Origin of the sequence: Flavobacterium sp. TMP13, from assembly GCF_050847115.1 — a bacterium.
Classification (GTDB): domain Bacteria; phylum Bacteroidota; class Bacteroidia; order Flavobacteriales; family Flavobacteriaceae; genus Flavobacterium.
On the sequence record NZ_CP193656.1, the window covers coordinates 1,062,716 to 1,085,925 of the forward strand.

The 23,210-nt window shown below is 35.8% G+C and carries 24 protein-coding genes and 1 tRNA gene; 10 read left to right on the plus strand and 15 right to left on the minus strand.

Annotated features, from left to right (window positions below; all coding sequences use genetic code 11):
• Positions 1-34: 34 nt before the first annotated feature.
• A complete protein-coding gene (locus tag ACRASX_RS04615; RefSeq protein ID WP_432222579.1) occupies positions 35-1,837 on the plus strand; it encodes a GNAT family N-acyltransferase in 1,803 nt (600 codons plus the stop codon).
• Between the two features lie 83 nt (positions 1,838-1,920).
• Here the strand turns inward: ACRASX_RS04615 and ACRASX_RS04620 are convergent, their stop codons facing one another.
• The 3 genes from ACRASX_RS04620 to ACRASX_RS04630 form a co-directional block, all read right to left on the minus strand.
• A complete protein-coding gene (locus ACRASX_RS04620) occupies positions 1,921-2,286 on the minus strand; it encodes a DUF805 domain-containing protein (RefSeq protein ID WP_197413407.1) in 366 nt (121 codons plus the stop codon).
• Positions 2,287-2,451: 165 nt separating this feature from the next.
• Positions 2,452-2,730: a TM2 domain-containing protein gene (locus ACRASX_RS04625; RefSeq protein ID WP_066311927.1), complete on the minus strand. Its 279-nt coding sequence runs from the start codon at positions 2,728-2,730 to the stop codon at positions 2,452-2,454.
• 91 nt (positions 2,731-2,821) lie between these two features.
• Entirely contained in the window at positions 2,822-3,766 is a 945-nt protein-coding gene (locus ACRASX_RS04630; RefSeq protein WP_066311929.1) for a 2-hydroxyacid dehydrogenase, read from the minus strand.
• 259 nt (positions 3,767-4,025) lie between these two features.
• Between ACRASX_RS04630 and nhaA the strand changes: the two genes are divergently transcribed.
• Positions 4,026-5,201: a Na+/H+ antiporter NhaA gene (gene nhaA, locus ACRASX_RS04635; RefSeq protein WP_432222580.1), complete on the plus strand. Its 1,176-nt coding sequence runs from the start codon at positions 4,026-4,028 to the stop codon at positions 5,199-5,201.
• 68 nt (positions 5,202-5,269) lie between these two features.
• On the opposite strand, the gene proC is transcribed toward nhaA, so the two are convergent.
• From proC to ACRASX_RS04690, 11 genes are all read right to left on the minus strand, one after another.
• Entirely contained in the window at positions 5,270-6,046 is a 777-nt protein-coding gene (gene proC, locus ACRASX_RS04640; protein WP_066311939.1) for a pyrroline-5-carboxylate reductase, read from the minus strand.
• Positions 6,047-6,057: 11 nt separating this feature from the next.
• Entirely contained in the window at positions 6,058-7,452 is a 1,395-nt protein-coding gene (mgtE, locus tag ACRASX_RS04645; protein WP_066311941.1) for a magnesium transporter, read from the minus strand.
• Complete coding sequence (rsmA, locus tag ACRASX_RS04650; protein ID WP_432222581.1) at positions 7,442-8,221, minus strand: 16S rRNA (adenine(1518)-N(6)/adenine(1519)-N(6))-dimethyltransferase RsmA; 780 nt, start codon at positions 8,219-8,221, stop codon at positions 7,442-7,444. The genes mgtE and rsmA overlap by 11 nt, the downstream gene beginning before the upstream one ends.
• Before the next feature lie 142 nt (positions 8,222-8,363).
• Positions 8,364-8,675, minus strand: a complete 312-nt coding sequence (locus tag ACRASX_RS04655; protein ID WP_066311955.1) for a DUF4286 family protein — start codon at positions 8,673-8,675, stop codon at positions 8,364-8,366.
• Positions 8,676-8,776: 101 nt separating this feature from the next.
• Entirely contained in the window at positions 8,777-10,555 is a 1,779-nt protein-coding gene (locus ACRASX_RS04660) for a tetratricopeptide repeat protein (protein ID WP_432222582.1), read from the minus strand.
• A 72-nt stretch (positions 10,556-10,627) separates the two neighbouring features.
• Positions 10,628-11,899 carry a serine--tRNA ligase gene (serS, locus tag ACRASX_RS04665; RefSeq protein ID WP_432222583.1) on the minus strand — a complete coding sequence of 424 codons (1,272 nt, stop codon included), beginning with the start codon at positions 11,897-11,899 and terminating at the stop codon, positions 10,628-10,630.
• A 189-nt stretch (positions 11,900-12,088) separates the two neighbouring features.
• Positions 12,089-12,628, minus strand: a complete 540-nt coding sequence (locus ACRASX_RS04670; RefSeq protein WP_432222584.1) for a DMP19 family protein — start codon at positions 12,626-12,628, stop codon at positions 12,089-12,091.
• Positions 12,629-12,850: 222 nt separating this feature from the next.
• A complete protein-coding gene (locus tag ACRASX_RS04675; RefSeq protein WP_432222585.1) occupies positions 12,851-13,021 on the minus strand; it encodes a hypothetical protein in 171 nt (56 codons plus the stop codon).
• Between the two features lie 120 nt (positions 13,022-13,141).
• Entirely contained in the window at positions 13,142-13,369 is a 228-nt protein-coding gene (locus ACRASX_RS04680; RefSeq protein ID WP_066311961.1) for a CDGSH iron-sulfur domain-containing protein, read from the minus strand.
• Positions 13,370-13,609: 240 nt separating this feature from the next.
• The gene (locus tag ACRASX_RS04685) at positions 13,610-14,011 is read right to left on the minus strand and encodes a hypothetical protein (protein ID WP_432222586.1); all 402 of its coding nucleotides are present in this window, start codon (positions 14,009-14,011) and stop codon (positions 13,610-13,612) included.
• A gap of 12 nt (positions 14,012-14,023) precedes the next feature.
• Entirely contained in the window at positions 14,024-14,335 is a 312-nt protein-coding gene (locus ACRASX_RS04690) for a hypothetical protein (RefSeq protein WP_432222587.1), read from the minus strand.
• 405 nt (positions 14,336-14,740) lie between these two features.
• Between ACRASX_RS04690 and metG the strand changes: the two genes are divergently transcribed.
• The 4 genes from metG to ACRASX_RS04710 all read left to right on the plus strand — a co-directional run bounded on the left by metG (position 14,741) and on the right by ACRASX_RS04710 (position 19,205).
• Positions 14,741-16,831: a methionine--tRNA ligase gene (gene metG / locus ACRASX_RS04695; protein ID WP_432222588.1), complete on the plus strand. Its 2,091-nt coding sequence runs from the start codon at positions 14,741-14,743 to the stop codon at positions 16,829-16,831.
• A 165-nt stretch (positions 16,832-16,996) separates the two neighbouring features.
• Complete coding sequence (locus ACRASX_RS04700) at positions 16,997-17,887, plus strand: DMT family transporter (RefSeq protein ID WP_432222589.1); 891 nt, start codon at positions 16,997-16,999, stop codon at positions 17,885-17,887.
• Between the two features lie 297 nt (positions 17,888-18,184).
• Positions 18,185-18,886: an HAD family hydrolase gene (locus tag ACRASX_RS04705; RefSeq protein WP_432222590.1), complete on the plus strand. Its 702-nt coding sequence runs from the start codon at positions 18,185-18,187 to the stop codon at positions 18,884-18,886.
• Between the two features lie 115 nt (positions 18,887-19,001).
• A complete protein-coding gene (locus ACRASX_RS04710; protein ID WP_066311972.1) occupies positions 19,002-19,205 on the plus strand; it encodes a hypothetical protein in 204 nt (67 codons plus the stop codon).
• 108 nt (positions 19,206-19,313) lie between these two features.
• On the opposite strand, the gene ACRASX_RS04715 is transcribed toward ACRASX_RS04710, so the two are convergent.
• Positions 19,314-19,393: transfer RNA gene (locus ACRASX_RS04715), tRNA-Leu, on the minus strand.
• Between the two features lie 218 nt (positions 19,394-19,611).
• Here ACRASX_RS04715 and ACRASX_RS04720 point away from each other — a divergent pair.
• The 4 genes from ACRASX_RS04720 (at position 19,612) to ACRASX_RS04735 (ending at position 23,096) form a co-directional block, all read left to right on the plus strand.
• Positions 19,612-20,553 (plus strand): ribose-phosphate pyrophosphokinase, encoded by a 942-nt coding sequence (locus ACRASX_RS04720; RefSeq protein WP_432222591.1) that lies wholly within the window; start codon positions 19,612-19,614, stop codon positions 20,551-20,553.
• Positions 20,554-20,671: 118 nt separating this feature from the next.
• Positions 20,672-21,286, plus strand: a complete 615-nt coding sequence (locus tag ACRASX_RS04725; RefSeq protein WP_066312014.1) for a 50S ribosomal protein L25/general stress protein Ctc — start codon at positions 20,672-20,674, stop codon at positions 21,284-21,286.
• A gap of 431 nt (positions 21,287-21,717) precedes the next feature.
• Positions 21,718-22,344: an aminoacyl-tRNA hydrolase gene (gene pth / locus ACRASX_RS04730; RefSeq protein ID WP_066312017.1), complete on the plus strand. Its 627-nt coding sequence runs from the start codon at positions 21,718-21,720 to the stop codon at positions 22,342-22,344.
• A gap of 143 nt (positions 22,345-22,487) precedes the next feature.
• Entirely contained in the window at positions 22,488-23,096 is a 609-nt protein-coding gene (locus tag ACRASX_RS04735; RefSeq protein ID WP_432222592.1) for a superoxide dismutase, read from the plus strand.
• The last annotated feature ends 114 nt before the right edge of the window (positions 23,097-23,210 follow it).

The window sequence follows — 23,210 nt, forward strand, 5'->3', positions numbered from 1 at the left end:
ATCTTTGCTGACTGCTTTAATAAAACAATAATACATGGCTTTAGTTACCGCGAAAGAAGTTGCAGATGCAATAAATGTTAGTAAGTATGGCGTGTTTGGCACGTTCTCTGGCTGGTTGCTGATGAAGGTGCTAAAAATTTCTACACTCAATAAAATTTACGACCGCAACAAACATCTAGAAGATGTGACCTTTATTAGTGCGGTTTTAGATGATTTAAAAATAAAATTTGAGATTCCGGAAGAAGACTTCAAACGTTTGCCAAAAGACGGAGCTTACATTACGATTTCCAACCATCCTTTGGGTGGAGTTGACGGTTTGTTACTTTTAAAGTTAATGCTCGAAAGAGAACCTAATTTTAAGATTATTGCCAATTTTTTATTGCATCGTATTGAGCCAATGAAAAAATACATCATGCCAGTAAATCCTTTTGAAAACCATAAGGATGCTAAATCGAGTTTGATAGGAATTAAAGAAACGTTGCGCCATTTGAAAGATGGAAAGCCTTTGGGTATTTTTCCTGCTGGTGAAGTGTCAACGTATGCTGATGGAAAATTAGTAGTAGATAGACCTTGGGAAGAAGGAGCAATAAAATTGATTCGCAAAGCAAATGTTCCCGTAGTTCCTATTTATTTTCATGCAAAAAACAGCCGTTTGTTTTATATTTTATCGCGATTAAACGGTACGTTGCGTACGGCAAAGTTGCCCTCGGAGGTATTGACTCAGAAAAATAGAATTATAAAGGTTCGTGTTGGAAAACCGATTTCGGTTGCCGAACAAAACGAGATTGAAAACTTTGATGATTATTCTGAATTTTTGCGTCGCAAGACTTATATGTTGGCCAATCCTTTTGAAAAAGAACACAAACTTTTGCATGCGCCCTCATTAAAAATTCCTAGAAGCCCAAAACAAATAGTTACTGCAACGGATCAAAATAAAATTGAAGCAGAAGTTAAAACGCTTCGAGATAATGATTGTCGATTGTTGCAAAGTAAAAATTACGAAGTGTTTTTTGCCGATGCAAAAGCGATTCCGAATATCTTGCACGAAATTGGTCGATTAAGAGAAATTACTTTTAGAGAAGTTGGTGAAGGAACAAACGAATCTATTGATATTGATAAATTTGACCAATATTACCACCATATGTTTTTGTGGGATGAAGATGCTAAGAAAATAGCCGGTGCCTATCGCATGGGACTGGGTTCTGAGATTTATCCAAAATACGGAATTGCAGGATTTTATTTGAATGATTTATTTAGATTCGAACCAGAACTGAACGATATGATGCAAAATTCTATCGAAATGGGTCGCGCTTTTATCATCAAACAATACCAACAAAAGCCAATGCCCTTGTTTTTGTTGTGGAAAGGAATTATTCATACCACATTGCGTTATCCAGAGCATAAGTATTTAATTGGCGGAGTAAGTATCAGCAATCAGTTCTCGGACTTCTCGAAATCGTTGATGATTGAGTTTATGAAGTCTAATTATTACGATCCGTACATTGCCCAATACATTCATCCGAAAAAAGCCTATAAAGTTAAACTGAAGGATGCCGATAAAGATTTCATTTTTGACGAAGCAGAATCAGATCTAAATAAATTTGATAAAATTATTGATGAGCTAGAACCAGGAAATTTGCGTTTGCCTGTTTTGATTAAAAAGTACATAAAACAAAACGCACGCGTAATTGCATTTAACGTAGATCCGTTATTTAATAATGCGATCGATGGTTTAATGTATATTCGAATTGCTGATATTCCTGAAAGTACTATGAAGCCTGTAATGGAAGAATTTCAATTGGAATTGGAACGTAAACTTTCAGACAAAGAAGAATAGTCTTTTTTAATAAACATAAAAAATCCCGTTTCGATTGAAACGGGATTTTTTTATGTTTATTTACAATAGAACTATAGTACTATTTATTCTACTCCGATTTGATTCATTTCATCAAATTCATTTTTTGGATCTGCACCATATTGGTTTGATCCCTTCTCTCCTTCCGTGCAAGCTAATATTAGGCTATATATAGGAATCAAAAGAAACCAACCACTCTTTCCTACATCATGCATTCTTCTAACGCCTACTGCTATAGAAGGAATTAGAACGGCTAAACTGTAAAGGTTAGCTGCCATGCCAAGTGTAGGTGAAATAAGTCCAAGGACAAAACCCAAAATAAAACTTACAATAATGTTTGCTAGCGTGAACATCCAGAATTCTGTTCTTCTCGCTCTTCCATTAAAATTTGCGTAGTTATCAAAAACTACTTTTTTGTACCATTCAATCATAATTAAAATTAGTTAGTTAGTTAGTTAGTTAGTTACTTGTTGAAGCGACAAGATTTCAAAATTTCAGCAATTTATAAGTACTTACTTAAAATTTGTAAAAAACAATCTCATTATAGTTTAAATAAAAAATGCCGCAGCAATTGCGACGGCATTTATTTATAACTATTAGAACCAACCTTTCCTACCCACTTGGTACGTTTGGTAAAACTCTTCGTCTGATTTAGTTAGATAAATGATACCCTCAATTAATCCCATTATACTAGCAATTCCGCATGTTACTAATGTTAGTACTATTTGAATAATTCCTTCTTTAGTATATCCCAAGATAAATTTATGCACTCCAAATCCTCCTAAAAGTATCGCTAAAATTCCTGCTACCACTTTTTTGTTTTCTGGTCTTGCTACTTGCGCATTCCATTGTTCTACTGGTTTATTGTTTTCCATTTTAAAATTTAATGATTAGGGTTAAACAGCAAAAATAAAAAATTTATGGAATAATTAACCATATTTTACTGAAATATCAATATTTATAATTTTAATTGTACAATTTATTAATTTTATCCACAATTACTTGTGCCAAACGCTCGTGGCTCTCAAATGTCCAGCCGGCTATATGTGGCGTTAATAGCGAATTTTTTGCTTGTAATAAATATTTTAAGGCTTCGGGAGTTTCGCCGTCTCCAAACATGGTTTCAAAAGAAAGTTGCTCATATTCTAAAACATCCAAACCAGCACCTAGAATTTTTTGAGATTTCATAGCTTTCACTAAATCGTCAGTGACAATGTTTTTACCACGAGAGGTGTTGATGATCCAAAATGGTTTAGTAAATGAATTAATGAAAGTAGTATCAATCATTTTATTTGTTTGTGGCGTCCACGGTAAATGCAAACTTAAAACATCCACCTTTTGTTGAAATTCGGCTAATGAAACTTGCTTCGCATTCGCATCTCCTACATCTTTCAATATATCATAACACAAAACTTCTACCTCAAAACCACATAGTTTTTTAGCAAATGCTTTGCCCATATTTCCGTAACCAATTATACCAACCGTTTTTCCATCTAACTCATGTCCGCGATTGCTTTCTCTGTTCCAGAGTCCCGACTTAACTTCGTTATCGGCTTGATTTAATTTATTAAAAAGTGATAAAATCACTCCCAAGGTCTGCTCGGCAACTGCATTTCTATTGCCTTCGGGAGCAGCGATTAATTGAATGTCTTTTGATGTCGCATAGTCACAATCGATACTTTCCAATCCTGCTCCAACTCGTGCTATAAACTGCAAATTGGTGGCTTGATCCAAAAACTGCTTGTCGATTTTAAAACGACTTCGAATAACAATTCCATTATAGTCTTTTATTTTTGCTTCGATTTCTGCTTTACTTGAGGCGAAATCGGCATGGTTTTCAAAACCTGCTGCTTCCAAACCGTTCCAAAGCACCGGATTGTTACTGTCTATGTGTAAAATTTTTATTTTCATGCTGCCCTTCTTTTTGCCTATTTCAGTTAGTACGATTCATTGTATTTGTAAGAGAAGCTGCTCTTCTTATTCCTTCAGCCTCCTTTTACAAAGCTATCAAAAAAAACACGGTATTGCTTTAGGAGTGTAGCAAACCTTATTTTAAAAAATTAAAATCACAAAAAAGAAACAGTCGATAATTTATAACTCTCTTTTTTTTAACTTTGCAAATTATGCGGTTTTAGCATAGAAAACATCTACAAAACACATCCTTTTATAAATGAAATTAACAAAAACATTCAAAGTCTTTTTTGAAAATGAAAAGTCTGGTGGTATACTTTTAATTCTCGTCACTGCACTCTCTCTCTTTCTCGCCAATTCGGTGGTTTCTGCAGATTACGTCGCTTTTTGGAACACGCAAATTGGTCATCATACCGTTACTGATTGGATCAATGACGGACTTATGACCATCTTTTTTTTATTGATTGGGTTGGAATTAGAGCGCGAAATTTACAAAGGTGAATTGTCTAATATTAAAAACGCAGCATTACCAATTTTCGGTGCTTTAGGCGGAATGGTCGTTCCTGCTGGATTGTTTTTGCTATTAAATTTTGGTACCGCTACGCAAAATGGTGCAGGAATACCAATGGCTACTGATATTGCTTTTGCGATTGGCGTTTTATCTTTATTGGGGAATAGAGTACCGACTTCACTTAAAATATTTTTAACAGCGCTAGCCGTTATTGATGATTTGGGTGCCATTTTGGTCATTGCTATTTTTTACACCAAATCAATCGCTTATGATAACTTAGCAATTGCTGCGGGAATTATGGGCGTTTTATTTATTTTGAACCGAATGAAAATACAAAACTTAATTCCGTATTTAGTCGGTGGCTTCATTATGTGGTATTTTATGTTAAGTTCGGGAGTTCATGCCACCATCACCGGAGTGCTACTCGCTTTTGTGATTCCGTTTTCTGGCGGAAGTAGCAAAACCACTTCTTATAAATTACAGCATTTTTTACATAAACCTGTTGCCTTTCTTATTCTGCCACTATTTGCCATGGCCAATACGTGCATCGCGATTAATACCGATTGGCACGAAGGTTTAAGTCACCCCAATGCACTGGGAATTATTTTAGGATTAGTGGTTGGAAAACCTGTCGGAATCTTATTATTTGCTTTTTTAAGTGTGATCTTAGGAATTTGTGCTTTGCCAAGCGATGTAAAATGGAAACATATTTTAGGGGCAGGAATGTTGGGTGGAATTGGTTTTACGATGTCGATTTTTGTAACGATACTTGCCTTTACAGATCCCGAAGTAATTACGTATTCTAAAATTGCTATTTTGATCGCTTCATTGACTTCGGGAACAATTGGTTTTTTATTCCTGAATTCAATTTTAAAAAAGAAACACAAAAAGCATATTGATCACAAGCACCATTCTAACGCATAAAATTATTTCATAAAAAAAAGGACTTTCAGCAAATGCTAAAAGTCCTTTTTTTATATAGCTGATTTTGATTAGCCTTTAATCTGTTTCAAAGACGTTTTTATTCCTTTAATTAAAGACGAACTAAAACCATTGTGTTCCATCTCGTTCAGTCCAACAATTGTACAACCTTGTGGTGTTGTAACTCGATCTATTAATTGTTCGGGATGCACTCTTTCTTCTAATAACATTTTTGCCGCTCCTTTCACCGTTTGCGCAGCAATCGCCAAAGCAGTTTCCGAATCAAAACCAATTTCGATGCCCGCCTGCATGGATGCCCGTATGTAACGCAACGCGTAAGCCGTTCCGCAAGCACCTAAAACTGTCGCTGCATCCATTAATTTTTCGTCAATTACAGGAGCCGTTCCAAGATCTTGAAATAAATCTACAATTGGAAGTGCAAATTCTCTGTCCTTTTCAGGAAAAGAAATACAAGTCGCAGATTCTCCAAATTGTGCCGCAATATTTGGCATAATACGCACCACTGGATAGTCGTTATTAGTCTTCGTCTGAAGCATTTCTAAAGAAACACCACTGACCGCCGAAGCAATCGTTTTATTTTTTATTGACGGTAGAATCTCCGCCAAAACGATATCTACTTGATAGGGTTTTATGGTTAGAATTACCACGTCAGCATCTTCAATATTGTGTTTATTATCAGAAGAAACAGTAATCCCTAAATCCTGCAAATGCAAAATACTAGCCGTATTTCGGCGGGTCACAGTCACTTGATTGTTTTTTGAAAATTTAGCAATTCCTATGGCAATAGAAACTCCTAAGTTTCCTCCTCCAATAATATGTACGTTCATTGTTTAGTTTTTTATAATAGTTTGTCAATTAAAAACATTCCGGAAATAGAGAAATAGATAATTAAACCTGTAACATCTACTAAAGTAGCTACAAAAGGTGCCGATGCTGTGGCGGGATCCATGCCGAGTGCCCGCAGTACAAAAGGTACTAGCGAACCAGCAAGGGTTCCCCATAAAACGATAATCACCAGCGAACAGGAGACGCTTAAGGCGATCCAAATCCAGTATTCGCCGTAATCATAAAAACCAGCCTCCTGCCAAACGAAAATTCGAATGAAGCCAATCGTTCCTAAAATAGCTCCTAAAAATAGTCCGGAAAATAGCTCCTTTTTCATCACGTACCACCAGTCGCCCAATTGTAATTCTTTTAATGCCATGGCCCGAATAATTAAGGACGCGGCTTGTGATCCTGAATTTCCTCCACTCGAAATAATCAAGGGTACAAAAAGTGCTAACACGATTGCTTTGGAAATCTCACCATCATAATGCCCCATCGCCGAGGCGGTAAGCATTTCTCCAAAGAACAATATGATCAACCAACCGGCTCTTTTTTTAACCAACTCCAGCAACGAAGTTTTAGTGTAGGATAAATCCAATCCTTCGGTTCCACCAAACTTCTGAATATCCTCTGTATCTCGCTGTTCAATTACATCTAAAACGTCGTCAATCGTAATGCGGCCCACTAATCTGCCCAGTTCATCAACAACCGGAATTGCTTCTAAATCGTATTTCTGCATGATGCGAGCTACCTCAACATCTTCCGCATTTACGTTAACGGAATTTAATTTTTTGATGTACACCTCACTAATAGGCGTTCTTGTAGAAGTTGTCAATAAATCTTTCAGCGAAAGTCTTCCTTTCAATCTGTTATCGTCATCTACCACGTAAATGGAGTGCACTCTCGAAACATTTTCAGCTTGAACCCGCATTTCCTTCACGCAAGTCAATACATTCCAATTTTCATTGACTTTTACCAACTCTTTTCCCATCAAACCACCTGCAGAATTCTCGTCGTAACGCAGTAGGTCTACAATGTCTTTGGCGTGTTCGACGTCCATCAATTCATTGATAACTTCGGCTTTTATCTCTTGAGATAATTCTCCGATAATATCCGCTGCATCATTCGTGTCTAGCTCGTCTAGTTCTTCCGCAATTTCTTTGGGAGAAAGACGACTTAATATGTTTTCCCGCAAATCTTCTTCTAATTCTAAAAGAATTTCTGCGGTTTGATCACTATCTAAAACCTTAAAAATATACGTAGCCTCTTCAAAATCTAGTTTTCCTAAAATTTCCGCGATATCCGCATGGTGCATATCGTTTAGCATTGCCGCAAGGTCACTGTCGTTCTTTGCTACAATGTGTTTTTCTAATTGTGATACTAATGCCTTACTTACTTTAAACTCCATCTGCTTCTATTTTTAGCGTCAGTTCAATAAATTCTTCCACACTCAGTTGCTCAGGGCGTTTATCAAAAATTACGTCTTCCCGCAATCCATCTGATAAATTCAACGTTTTTAAACTGTTACGCATTGTCTTTCTGCGCTGTTGAAAAGCTGTTTTTACTACTGTAAAAAACAATTTTTCTCCGCATGGCAAACTGTAATCGTCTTTTCGCTTCATAATCATCACGCCCGATTTTACCTTGGGGGGAGGATTAAAAACGTTTTCATCTACGGTAAATAAGTATTCGGTGTGGTAAAATGCTTGCGCTAAAACAGACAAAATTCCGTAGGCTTTAGAACCCTTTTTTTCGCAGATGCGTTGGGCTACTTCTCTTTGAAACATTCCTGAAAACTCGGGAATCTGATTGCGCAACTCTAACGTTCTAAAAACAATTTGAGTCGAAATATTATAAGGGAAGTTGCCAATAATAGCAAATTGCTTTCCTTCAAAAACTTCATTTACGTCGTATCGCAAAAAATCTTTAGAGATGATTTTATCTTTTAATTTCGGATAATTGGCATCTAAATACGTAACCGATTCAGTATCGATCTCAATTACATAGGTATCTATCGGTTTTTCGAGTAAGTATTTGGTCAGCACGCCCATTCCTGGTCCAATTTCTAGAACCTGATCGTATCCTTTTAAGCTTAATGAATCGGCAATGTCTTTGGCGATACTTTCGTCTTTTAAGAAATGTTGTCCTAAATGTTTTTTGGCTTTTACTTTTTCCATGGTGCTGATTTTATCTTCTTTGCTCACATTTTTATTTGTTGGCTTTATGTTTGATTTAAATTCTCACGCAAAGTCATGCTGCTGCAAAGGTCTTTTGTATTTTCTTTATTCTTTACTCGTTCTTCTGTTGTCTTCTTAGAAATTAATGCTCGGAAATTACTTCCAATTCCGTTCGGAAAGAAAGTATTTTGTCTGCAAATAACTGCATCGCTTCTTGTTGAAATTGCGCTTGGTGTTCTTGGTAGTATTTTTCTAAGGTTTCCTTACTGTCGGCTACATATTGTACCGAATAAGTCACGCCGCCCATTTCTTCTTCAACCAAAACTTTTACAATTCGTGCTGACGAAAAAGTATTGGTTGCCAAAATTTCAGGAATGTGCTTTTGCTGCATCCAAGTCAACCATTGGTCGTGTATGCTTTCTTGTATATTGGTAGTAACGTTGTAAATTATCATTTTTTTTATATTTCAATCCTTCTGTTTTCTGAAGGTTAATTATTTCTTATCTTATTCTTTTTAATCGTATCCTATAAAATCTTCTCTTTACTTTTGCAGAATTATAAATTTGTATCACCTCTTATGGTTCGGTAGGTCTTTCTTGCTTCGACAAAATAAATACTATCTTGATGATTAAAAATGATCTTCTCGTATAATGGCTTTGCCTTTTCTGGATTTTGCAGCTTTTCATTGTAAATTTCTGCCGAAAAAAACAGCGCTTCATCTGCATAAATTCCATCACTGTGGTGGTCAATTATCAATTGAAATTGCGCCAAAGCTAAATCGTATTGTTTCAAACTTTCATGGGTTTGCCCTAATCGCAACAACGTAACAGTTTCTATTTCATTTCCTTTAAATTGATTTAAAACCAACTGAAACTGAACAATTGCTTCTTGTTTTCTGTTTTGGTATAACAAATAATCACCTTTGGCGAAGGCTTTTAAAGCCACTTGCGTAGAATCAGCAACAGTATTGTCATTGATCAATAAAAAATATTCTAACGCATCATTTGCAATCAATTGTGTACTGGCCGACTTTAGGGTTTTAAATTGTTTTAATGCCCAAACAAAATCCGTTTTAAAATAGCTCGTTTTTGCAGCTTTTAAACTCGCTTCGTGCGCTACAACATCATTTTTTAAATCCAATTCGATTTGCGAATAATACAGTAAAGCTTGATTGAATTTCTCTTCGAAAAGTAAGATATCTGCCAGTTCCATTTTAGCTTCTGCTATCTGATAATTGTTTAAAGGCAGATCCATCGCATTTTTAATAATGGTTCTAGCTTCTTCGGGTTTCTTCAAGTTAAATGCAACAAAATGTGCCTGAATCAGCTGCAAAGATAAGGTAAACGGACTAATTTCAAATTTAGAAAGCAGTCCCGTTAATTCTGCATCAATCGCAGGAAATTCTTTGTCCGTAGCCTCTTCAATTTTAATCTCCATTAATTTAGTATTGGCTTGTACCAAAACATCCAAATCCTTGGAATTTGCGATTACAAAAGTCAAAATTTCGCGTGCTACTTCTTCATCGTCTTCATCTAAAGCAAATTGGGCTAAATTGATAATACTTGCCAACGATTCGGGTTCGCGTTTATAAATTGCTTTTTCTTGAATAAATGCCTTCGAGAATTCTTGCTGCTGCACATAAAACCAACTCAAATAGTGGTTCCAATATACATCTTGGTCTTTTTGGGTGCGCAAAATTAATGCTTTTCGCAAGGCATCTCTAAAACCAGTCTCAATATCATCGCTCATAAAGCGCGCCAATTGACTCTGAATCAAATTGCTGTTTTGCTGGCTTTGAAAGGATTCAGTCAACAAGGTTTCAATCATCAAATCCGTTTTCCCCAATTGCCCGTATAAAAGACCAATTTGAAAATTAAAATTATAATTGGGCTGAACTTTAGAGGCAGTTTGATAGGCTTGCAAGGCATAATCCAACAATACTTTTTTCTCAAATGAATTGGCGATTCCAAAAACTTCATTCGGCTTCTGGGTAATTTTCTCTAAAGCTTGATTGTAGTAACTGTTGGCTTTCTTCTCGTCTTTTTGCAGTTGGTAATTGTAACCCAATTCGATCAACAAAGTTCCCTGTTTGTATCTGCTGTATCTAGATTGAATGGTTTTCTCAGCCAAGTCGTACTGCTGCAATTGTTGGTAACAGTCGACAGTTCTAAGAAAATATTGAGTATTAGAAGGACTATTTGCCAGCAACTCTTCATAACTAAGTTTAGCTTTTTCAAAATCGCCTCTTTCGTAATAATATTGAGCGAGCTGCTCGTTTTGAGCGAAGGAAAGTGTAGACCACAACAAAACGATATAGATAAAAATGTTTTTCATATTCGGTTTTTAAAATGTTGTGGCTTAAAAAAACCTAACCGATTTTGAAGTCTGTTAGGTTTTGCTATAAAGTTAGTCTATAATGTCAAATCCGCAGTACGGACGCAATACTTCTGGAATTACAATTCCTTCAGGCGTTTGGTAATTTTCTAGAATTCCAGCCAAAACTCGTGGTAATGCTAATGAACTTCCGTTCAATGTATGCGCCAATTGGTTTTTACCGTCTTTGTCTTTAAAACGCAATTTCAGACGATTTGCTTGAAATGTTTCAAAGTTAGAAACCGAACTAATTTCTAACCAACGTTCTTGCGCTGTAGAAAACAATTCAAAATCGTAAGTCAATGCTGCCGTGAAACCCATATCGCCACCGCACAAACGTAAAATTCGGTACGGCAATTTTAGCTCTTGTAAAATTCCTTGTACATGTTCAACCATTCCGTCTAATGCTTTGTAAGAGTTATCAGGATGTTCGATACGTACAAGTTCGACCTTATCAAATTGGTGCAAACGATTCAGTCCACGAACGTGCGCTCCGTAAGAACCTGCTTCACGACGGAAACAAGGCGTATAAGCCGTATTTAAAATTGGCAAATCACTTTCGTTTATAATTACGTCGCGGTACATATTAGTCACCGGAACTTCCGCAGTCGGAATCAAATATAAATCGTCTACAGTCGAGTGGTACATTTGCCCTTCTTTGTCTGGCAATTGTCCTGTACCGTAACCTGAAGCTTCGTTTACTAACAGTGGCACTTGCACTTCGGTATAACCTGCTTCTGTATTTTTATCTAAAAAATAATTGATCAACGCCCTTTGCAAACGCGCTCCTTTTCCTTTATAAACTGGGAAACCAGCGCCTGTAATTTTTGTTCCTAATTCGAAATCGATGATGTCGTATTTTTTTACCAATTCCCAATGTGGCATCGCTCCTTCATGCAAAACAGGAATTTCTCCTTGTTGATACACATTTAGGTTCTCCTCGGGTGTTTTTCCTTCGGGAACAATTTCGGCCGGGAGGTTGGGTAACGTATATAATTTTTGAGTTAATGCAAAAGCCAACGCCTCCGCTTTATCTGATAAATCTTTACTTTTTTCTTTTAAAACAACCGTTTTCTCTTTTAAAATTGCCGCTTTGGCTTTTTCTCCAGATTTCATCAATTCGCCAATGTCTTTGGACAATCTATTAGATTCGGATAAAACAGTGTCTAATTCTACTTGCGTAGCACGACGCTTTTCGTCCAATTGAACCACTTCTTCAACAACACTTTGGGCATCGAAATTTCGTTTTGCCAAAGCCTTGATTACTTGCTCTTGATTTTCTCTAATAAATGTAATTTGTAACATAGTGTATTTTTTATAACGGTAGCAAATTTAAGGAAATGTTTGGTACTTACGAGATAAAGTTGTTGTAAAAAAAGATTTCACTGAGACTCTCAAAAGTTACTCAGAGATTCGCGAAAACGTATCCAAAACTCAGCGTAAATTTGCGCTTTTTTCTTTGCACCTCTTTGCGAAACAACTCCTAGTGTATAACTATTCTCTCTTAATTTCGTGTCCCACAAATTCTTCTAAAGCCGCGAACATTTCATCTACTGAAAGTATTTCGGTATCGGGATGATTTAAAAGAAAAGCGGCATTTAGGGCAACTAAATTTTCTGCTAACTCAAAATAAGTGTCGCTGTTCATTGCATCTCGAATCGGATTAACACCTTCTAATTTTCCTTTGAAGAATTTATCGCGTTTCACGCTGCTCATCAATTGGACTTTTTTGCATTGCGCTTGAAACAATTCCAAGTGTTTTTCGGCACCAATTAAGGCCAATCCTTCTTCGATAAGTTCGTTTAATTCAGTGTTCCATTGCGAATTATAAACAAATTGCGCAAAATTACCTTCTGTATAGTTGGACGCGTAATAATCTAAATAATAACTCGTCAAGGAATCTTCGTGAATCAAATCGTCATCAATTTTTTCTTCGCGCATTAAGTTGATTACCGAAATATTGGAGTTCACCACATCTTGCGGATTTTCACTTGCTGCTGCTGTTTCTGAAATAATGATGCTTCCGAATTCCATTTGAATTTGTTTTAAAGAGTTGATTGCAAATTTCGGAGAAATAATTGGAGAAATAAAATGTTTTATGCTGTAGATTACTCAGATTAAAACACCTGTTTTTTTTACGCAGATTAGTGCCAATTTTTTTGGAATTACTTTAGTGATAAAAATGATTTTTAACAGCTAATTACTCAGATCAGCACAAAATCTTTACGTTTTAGTACATAGAAAACACGTTCCAATTTATTTGTTTTCCGCTTCGTCAGTATTCTTTTGCTGATTCATTTTTGCCACTAAGGCTTTCAATTGTTGCGCTCTCGCTTTTTTATCTGCTTGAATTTTAGCGTTTTTTCGATTGAGTAATTTGGTATGTAACGCCTTATTTTTAGTGTTTTTTTCGGGTCCTTTTGCCATGATTTACAATCTTGTTGAGTTACAATTGCAAAGATAAATGAATAGTTAGAGCAGACATAAAAAAAGCCACATTTCTAGGGAATGCAGCTTATAATTTATTTGATAAGAAATCAAACGTTCTTATTTGGTTTTTAATGGTGGCAATTCAAATGCAACTGCATCGTGCTCAAAACCATTTCGGTGTGATCCGTCGCAAAAAGGTTTGTTTGCAGATAATCCGCAACGACATAGACCTAAAGCTTTTCTTCCTTGCAAGTTGTAAACATTTCCGTTGGCATCGGTAATTTCGAAATCACCGTCTATTTTTATAGATCCGTTTTTATTGATCGTCAGTTTTGTTGTGCTCATAATATATTGGTGTTTTAAACAAAGATTGAAAATATATCACGAAGAATGTAAAAGCAGCAGTAGTTTAAAATAATTCTAATTTAAAGTTGTCGTTTTGCGTTTCTTTCGCAGAGTTGCTAAAAGATTTGACAAAGAATTCCGCAGTTACTTTTGAAATCTGAATGCACTAAATTAAACACACACTGGAACTATAGAAAAAAACTTTGGTGAAGCTCTGTGTTAACTTTGCCGCGCTGTGTTTTATGTAAAGCGTTTTTCACAACAATAATAAGCAATTCCTCCCGAAAAATATAAAAAGACGTCAATCCAATCTGCGGTATATCTTGAATTAATCTGGGGAAGATAATACTCGAAATAAAATGCATAAAAGCAAGTCATTACAATAACAAAACTAAAAGAAAGCGTAAATAAAGGATCTTTTTTCAGGCGTCGAATCGCGAATGTAATCGCTCCTAAGACTAGCGGAAGGCAAAGCAAATCGTTGACATAATTATTGATCAATGCTGGCAAAACTATACCTTGTTTTTGCAGTACATAAATTATTAATGCGATAAGTGCCATTGCCAAATATGCACTTCTACCATAGTTGGGAAAATTAGATTTTTTTGTAAAAGTTGCAACTTTTGAATTTTTTTCAAGCATTTTTATTTTACTTTAACCCGCTGCAGCAGCAATGATTGCTGCAATGAATCCACCAAAAACCATGGCAAAGAACGTCCAAATTGCATCGGCAGTTTGAAACACAGAACGTACGAATCCGTTTTTGTGTGTTGCTCCTTTTTTTAGAAATAAACTAATTCGGCTTGGTTCTTCTTTTTCCTTTTCCGCTATTTTTTGCTGAATTTTCTTTTCGTTTTCGATTTTGCGCTTCAGAACCAAATCTAATATAGCGCCGCAATTGCTGCAATACTCCTTATTTAAATTAATGGTATTGCACTCCAAACATTTGATATACGATTTACTCATAAATTATGTATTCTAAATTCTTTTAAATGTTTTTTTGCAACAGCCGACAGTCGCAATTTAAATGAGATTCAATCTTTTTTTTGAACTACATTCAAAGTTAGGCAATAATACTCGTTTGACGAGAGCGGATCAGGAATTGCTGGATTTTTATGAGCAAGAGAATGCCGAGTTTTATCGAAAACCGTATCTTTTCTAGTTCAGAAAAAGGTGTTATTAAAGAAAATTTGAGAAAATGGACGAGTAACCCTAGCCCAGATAGAAGTGAAAATCCTTTTGTGGCGGGGTTCGCTACAAAAGATTGTAGCGGATAGCTGGAATAGCTCCTTAAAAAACTTTAAAACTCTCGTTTCTATTGCTTATTTTTGCAGCGATTTCTGGATATATTTCAGAATTAAAATTTATTTTATGATACAAAATCCGACCCGAGGCAACGCCGAATCGAGCGAAGCTAAAAGATATACCATTACTGCTGCTTTACCATATACGAACGGGCCGATTCATATTGGGCATTTGGCAGGCGTTTACGTGCCAGCCGATATTTATTCGCGCTATTTGCGTTTGCAAGGAAAAGATGTTGCGTTCATTTGCGGAAGCGATGAACACGGTGTGGCTATTTCGATGAAAGCTAAAAAAGAGGGCATTACGCCACAGCAAGTTATTGATAAATACGACGGTATTATTAGAAAATCGTTTATTGACTTCGGAATTTCATTTGATAATTATTCGAGAACTTCGGCTAAAATTCATCATGATACGGCTCAGGAATTTTTTAAAAAATTATACGATAACGGTGATTTCATAGAAGAAGTTACGGAACAATTGTATGATGCTAAAGCAGATCAGTTTTTGGCAGATCGTTTTGTGGTAGGAACTTGTCCAAAATGTGGCAACGAAGAAGCATACGGCGACCAATGTGAAAAATGTGGTTCGTCTCTGAATGCGACTGATTTAATCAATCCGAAATCGACGATTACAGGTGAAACGCCAGTTATGAAATCGACTAAACATTGGTTTTTACCTTTGAATGAATACGATTCTTTTTTGAGAGAATGGATTTTGGAAGGTCATAAAAACGATTGGAAACCTAACGTTTACGGTCAAGTGAAATCGTGGATTGACGGTGGTTTAGAGCCTCGCGCAGTAACGCGTGACTTAGATTGGGGAATTGATGTTCCTGTAGCAGGTGCTGAAGGAAAAAAATTATACGTTTGGTTTGATGCGCCAATTGGCTACATTTCATCAACTAAAGAATGGGCAGCTCGCGAAGGAAAAGATTGGGAGCCGTACTGGAAAAATGAAGATACGAAATTGGTTCATTTTATCGGAAAAGACAATATTGTATTTCATTGCATTATTTTTCCTGCGATGCTGAAAGCCGAGGGAAGTTATATTTTGCCAGACAATGTGCCTGCAAATGAATTTTTAAACTTAGAAGGAAATAAATTATCGACTTCTAAAAACTGGGCAGTTTGGTTGCACGAATATTTAGAAGAGTTTCCAGACAAGCAAGATGTATTGCGTTATTCGTTAACTTCAAATGCACCTGAATCAAAGGATAATGATTTTACTTGGAAGGATTTTCAAGCCAGAAATAATAACGAATTGGTGGCTATTCTTGGGAATTTTATCAATCGTGTGGTAGTTCTAACCAATAAATATTACGACGGATTTATTCCAACTCCAAACGAATTAACGGAAGTAGATGAAACAGTTTTAGCAGAATTAAAAGCCTATCCTGCCGTGATTTCTAGTTCTATCGAACGCTACCGTTTTCGTGAAGCGTTGGGTGAATTTATGAATGTCGCGCGTATTGGAAATAAATATTTGGCCGATGAAGAGCCTTGGAAAGTCATGAAAGACAATCCAGAGCGGGTAAAAACTCAAATGTATATTGCTTTGCAAATTGCTGCAGCTTTGAGTGTTTTGGCTGAACCATTTTTGCCATTTACTGCTACAAAATTGAACAAAATATTAAACAACCAAGGGAAATTGACTTGGACAAATGTTAGCGAATTCGACGAATTGATTCCTTCTGGACATCAAATTGGTGAAGCAGAATTGCTTTTCGCTAAAATTGAAGACGAGGAAATTCAGAAACAAATTGATAAATTGGAAGCAACAAAAACAGCCAACATAGCCGAGAATAAAAAAGCGGAACCACAAAAAGAATTAATTCAGTTTGAAGATTTTTCTAAAATGGATTTGCGTGTAGGAACAATATTAGAAGCCGAAAAAATGCCAAAAGCAAACAAATTGTTGGTATTGAAAGTAGATACTGGAATTGATGTTCGTACCATTGTTTCGGGAATTGCCGAAAGTTTTAAACCCGAAGATATTATTGGCAAAAAAGTAACCGTTCTAGTGAACCTTGCGCCAAGAGCGTTGCGCGGTGTAGAAAGTCAGGGAATGATTTTGATGACTACCAATGCCGAAGGGAAACTGGTTTTTGTGAATCCAGATACGGATGGCGCTGACAATGGCGAAACAATAAATTAAATTTTATAGTTTTTAAATAAAATAAGCAACAGTCGTTTCATACCATTTGAAGCGACTGTTTCGTTTTAAACGCATAGCAATATCGGCTATAGAAAAACTATAGTAATTTAAGTAAAAATGAATTTTCAATTTATTAGAACCTGAAACTACGTAATGTAAAAAATAATGACAAACTCGAAACCAAGAGCAGCGCTGGCCATTGGCATCCTTTGCATCTCCATTTTTCCAACATTGGTCAAATTGAATTTAACGCCTGGATTAATTTCGGCTTTTTACAGAATGACCTTTTCAATCTTGCTGCTGTTGCCATATGTGCTGTTGACCAAAAAACTCAATATGCCTTCAGTAAAAATGATTGTATTGTCGGTTTTGTGCGGAATAATTTTTGCTTCGGATGTGGCAGTTTGGAATATTGCTATTCAAGAATCTAGTGCCACTCAAGCCTCTTTATTAACCAACTTATCTCCCGTTTGGGTGGGAATAGGTTCCTTTTTATTCTTGACCAACAAACCCAAACGCAACTTTTGGCTCGGAACCTTAGTTGCAATTTTTGGGATGGTCACTTTTGTGGGTTTTCATTTTTTTGCCAATCTCGATTTTGACCGTGCTTTTCTTTTGGCCGTTTTATCTGGAATGTTATATGCTGTTTATTTATTGGTCAGCAAAAATGTTTTGTCTGAAGTGGATGTACTCTCGTTTATGACGTTGAGTTTAATAGCATCTTCCATTTATTTGGGATTTGTCTGTTGGATTGCCAACGAACCTTTTAGCGGGTTTTCTAATGCGGGTTGGGGCGTTCTGGTTATTCAAGCGGTGGTTTGTCAATTGGCTGCTTGGTTGTTGATCAGTTACGCGACACAAAATATGCGTGCCACAAGAGTTTCTTTAAGTTTGTTGGGACAAGCTATTTTGACGGCTATTTTGGCGTGGTTGTTTCTGGATGAACAAATTACCCTTCAAATGATTGTCGGCGGAATTATTTTACTTTTCGGAATTCGAATCACCTTTTTTGAAGCACCAATTTCTTTAAAAAATATTTTTTCGAAGAAGGATTAAGCTTGCGAAGGTTACGCTCATTTTACTCCGTTTTATCAAACAAATAGAAACGTAGAGTATGTGTAAAAAAGAATCTAATTAGAGAAATATATTTCTTTAACATAGATTACTATGCACCTTTTAAAAATATGAAACACCTAAAACTAGCATAACAAAAGCTATGTCCCTAATGTTAGAAATAAGCTCTAAAGCAAACTCTCTTATTCCACTTAAAATAATGTGAAAGTCACTTTCTAATTCGTTTGTTTTAATTCATTTTCTTACTTTAGATAAAAATCAAAAATCCCACCTTTATATATGACAGCTAGAATTCCAAATTTAAAAGTAATTGCTTTTGATGCCGACGATACTTTATTTGTAAATGAACCTTATTTTCAACAAACCGAAGAAAAATTTTGTGCTTTGATGGAAGATTATTTGTCGCATCAAGGTCTGTCGCAAGAATTGTTTAGAACAGAAATTGCAAATTTACCTTTGTATGGTTACGGTATTAAAGGGTATATTCTATCGATGATCGAAGCGGCGATTAGTATTTCTAACAGTACGATTCCCATTGAAGTGGTCTCTAAAATCATGCAGTACGGCAAAGAATTGCTAGACAAACCTATCGAATTATTAGAAGGTGTCGAAGAAACATTGCAAGCATTACATGGAAAATACAAGTTGGTTGTAGCGACCAAAGGCGACCTCAAAGACCAACACAGTAAATTACACCGTTCTGGTTTGGGCGCCTATTTTCACCATATCGAAGTAATGTCGGACAAAAAAGAGATGGATTACGAGAAGTTACTTAAACGTCTTGATATCCAACCAAATGAATTTTTAATGATTGGCAATTCGCTAAAATCAGATGTTTTACCTGTTTTAGAAATTGGAGGTTCGGCAGTTCACATTCCTTTTCATACCACTTGGGAGCACGAAAAAATAAATCATAAAGTGGTGCATGAAAATTTCAAAACATTACCTAATGTAACAGCCGTTTTATCTTTATTTGCATAAATAGTAAAGTATCGCAACTTTTAAAAATTAAATTTTTAAAAGTTAAAGTTTATTTAGAATGCATAAAAATAAGATTAATTATTTTATATTTGCCTTATAATTAAAGCAATAGATTTTGAGCAAGAAAGAAAAATCAAAAGACAAGGATAAATCGTCCGACAAGAAAAAAGAAAAGAAAAAGGATAAAAAGACAGAACTTCTTGGCGAGATGAAAAAATCCGATAAATGCAAATCGACTTGTTGTGAAAAATATAAAAAGAGCGAAAAAAAGCGCTGTTCAAGATGCCCGATGTTCGATTTAATCGAGAAAGTAGCGTAATAAAACATAAGTACATTAAAAAGTCCGCACTATTGGTGCGGACTTTTTTGTTCTGGAAATCTTTAAAAGCAAAAAACCTCGAAATCAAAAGATTACGAGGTTTTTAAGTACCCGGAGCCGGAGTCGAACCGGCACGGTTTCCCACAGGTGTTTGAGACCAGCGCGTCTACCAATTCCGCCATCCGGGCTTAGCAGACAGAGATAAAAACAATTATCTCAACGCAATAAAATTATTATTATGATCGAAATCAACAATAATTCCTTTAACACGGTGCAAATGTAAATAATAATTTTAAATCTCCCACTAAAAATACTTAATTTTTTTCTTTCAGTCTCCGATAAATTTTATAAATTTGCACCTCGTTAAAACAACACACACTAAGTCACTACTAAACAACAAATTATAATGTCACACCTAGAGCCAGAAGCAAAAATATTTGCATGTTCACAAAGTGTTTATTTAGCCGAGAAAATTGCCGAACAATATGGTATTCCGTTAGGTAAAGTAACGATGTCTACGTACAGCGATGGTGAATTTCAACCGTCTTACGAAGAGTCTATCAGAGGGTTACGTGTGTTTATTGTTTGTTCTACATTTCCAACCGCAGACAATTTAATGGAATTGTTATTGATGATTGATGCCGCAAAACGCGCATCTGCAAGACATATTACAGCAGTTATGCCTTACTTTGGTTGGGCTAGACAAGATCGTAAAGACAAACCAAGAGTTCCGATTGGAGCAAAATTAGTAGCTAATTTATTAGATGCTGCTGGAGCAACAAGAGTAATGACAATGGATTTACATGCCGATCAAATACAAGGTTTCTTTGAAAAACCAGTAGATCATCTTTTTGCCTCTACTATTTTCTTACCTTACGTAGAAAGTTTAAAATTAGAAAATTTAACGATTGCTTCGCCAGATATGGGCGGTTCAAAAAGAGCTTACGCCTATTCAAAGTTCTTGCAATCAGATGTGGTTATTTGTTACAAACAACGCAAGCAAGCCAACGTTATCGACACCATGGAACTAATTGGTGACGTAAAAGGACGCAATGTTATATTGGTAGACGACATGATCGATACTGGTGGCACATTAGCTAAAGCAGCCGATTTAATGATGGAAAAAGGAGCATTAAGTGTTCGTGCTATTTGTACACATGCAATTCTATCTGGTGATGCTTACGAAAAAATAGAAAAATCACAATTATTAGAATTAATAGTGACCGATTCAATTCCGTTAAAGAAAGAATCGAATAAAATCAGAGTGTTAAGTTGCGCGTCACTTTTTGCAGAAGTAATGCACATGGTACACCACAACAATTCCATCAGTGGAAAATTCATCATGTAAATAAAAACCTTTTCCTATTAGCTTTACGCTAGTAGTAAATGACTTATCTACCAAGTGCCAAAAGCCAATTGCTGCAAGCACCCAACAAGTATATTATTAATAACTATATATTTTTACAATGAAATCGATTACAATTAAAGGATCAGAAAGAGAAAGCGTGGGCAAAGTAGCTACTAAAGCCTTACGTAATGCTGGAGAGGTTCCTTGCGTATTATACGGAGGAGATCAACCAGTACATTTTTCAGCAATAGTTGCTGCATTCAAAAACTTGGTTTACACTCCAAACGCTCACACAGTTGTGATTGAACTTGGAAAAGGAAAATCTTTCAATGCAATTTTGCAAGATATTCAAGTGCACCCAGTATCAGACAAAATTTTACATATTGACTTCTTTCAATTATTTGATGATAAAGAAATCACTATGGAAGTTCCAGTAAAAGTTGTAGGTACATCAAAAGGTGTTCTTGCAGGTGGAGTTTTACGTTTAAACAACCGTAAATTAAAGGTTAAAGCATTACCAGCAAACCTTCCAGATTTTATTGAGGCTGATATTACACCTCTTGAAATGGGTAACAAATTATACGTTACTACAGTTTCAAAACCAGAGTACAAAATTATGCACCCAGAGAACACAGTTGTTGCTCAAGTAAGAATTTCTCGTGCTGCGATGAAAGCTGCTCAAGAAGCTGCAAAAGCTGCAAAAGGAGCTCCTGCAAAAGGAAAGAAAAAATAATATTTTTTCACCACTTATATCAAACGCCAGTTTTACGACTGGCGTTTTTTTGTACTTACATTTTTGGGGAGCAGTTGGTTTACATCTTTAATCGCCTTATCTCCTGCCATACACTGTATCTTTTGCCCCAAAAAGAATTGGGACAAAAGGATGTCGCTGCTGTCAGGGCTAAATCTCCATTATATTTCTTACAGCTAATACAGTAAAAAAAAGTAGCGTGTAAGTTATCCTACTATTGATCAAAATCTACATTATCATCATTCTGACAAAAAAGGGAATCTACCAAACTACCTTTCACTCCTAGCAGATTTTTGAAACCTGTTAGATCTTCTCCAAAAAATTAATAGATAAAACAGCTCACTTTTAATTTGGACCACAAATTATCAGCCTTTCTAATTGCCTACTTCTGTAATTGCACTATTTTTGCAACTATGATACAATGGATCAAAAATTGGTTTGCATCAACAGCAAAAGCAGACAACACAGATAATATGAAGAAATTTTTAATCGTCGGTCTCGGAAACATTGGCGCCGAATATGTTAATACACGCCACAACATCGGTTTTAAAGTGGTTGATTTTTTAGCTCGAAAAGAAGGAATCGATTTTAAAACCGTAAAATTAGGAAGCCTAGCCGAATACAAATTTAAAGGAAGAACATTTTTCCTGTTGAAACCGAATACCTACATGAACTTAAGCGGTAAAGCTGTTCAGTATTGGATGGAAAAGGAAAACATTTCATTAGAAAACATTTTAGTTATTACTGATGATCTCAATCTATCTTTTGGTACCATTCGCATTAAACCCAAAGGAAGCGACGGCGGACACAATGGATTGAAAAATATAAATCTGGTTTTGAACACACAAAACTACACCCGTTTTCGATTCGGAATAAGTGATGAATTTAAGAAAGGAAAGCAAATCGATTACGTGTTAGGTGATTGGGACGAAACTGAAAAAGAAAAATTACCGGAACGTTTAGAAACGGCCTCCGAAATCATAAAATCTTTCGGTACCGCTGGTCTAGAAAACACGATGACAGCCTTTAACGGAAAATAAATTCGGCTCTGTAAAGCACTAAAAATGAAGCTATTTACCTAATTTTAATTTAATTATAACAAATTAGCCCTTTCAATTCTCAACTAAAATGACTAAATTTGAGAGGAAAATAGTATAGTATAAATTAAATAAAAAAAGATATCATGGCTTTTGAATTACCACAATTACCTTATGCATACGATGCATTAGAACCAAATATTGATGCTAAAACTATGGAAATTCACCATACAAAACATCATAACGCTTACACTACCAACCTAAATGCTGCTATTGCAGGTACTGATTTAGAAGGTAAAACGATCGAAAATATCTTAATCAATTTAGATAAAAAAAATGCTGCTGTACGTAATAACGGTGGTGGTTTCTACAATCATAATTTGTTTTGGACTGTAATGTCTCCAGACGGTGGTGGATTACCAACAGGTGATTTAGCTGCTGCTATCGATGCTTCTTTTGGAAGTTTTGAGGAGTTTAAAGCAAAATTTGCTAAGGCTGGCGCAACACAATTCGGTTCAGGATGGGCGTGGTTGTGCGTTCAAAAAGGTGGAAAATTAGACGTTTGTGGAACACCAAACCAAGACAATCCATTAATGCCAGAAGTAGGATGCGAGGGAACTCCAATTTTAGGAATGGATGTTTGGGAGCATGCGTATTACTTACATTACCAAAACAGAAGACCAGATTATATTGAAGCTTTTTTCAATGTAATTAACTGGACTGAAGTTTCAAGAAGATTTGCTTCAGAAAAATAAGCGAAAAATCAATATACAAAAAAACCCGATGCGTTCTGAGAAAGAATGCATCGGGTTTCTTATTTTCAAAAACTTTAGTAAATAAAAAAGGTGGATTGCTCCACCTTTTTTGCC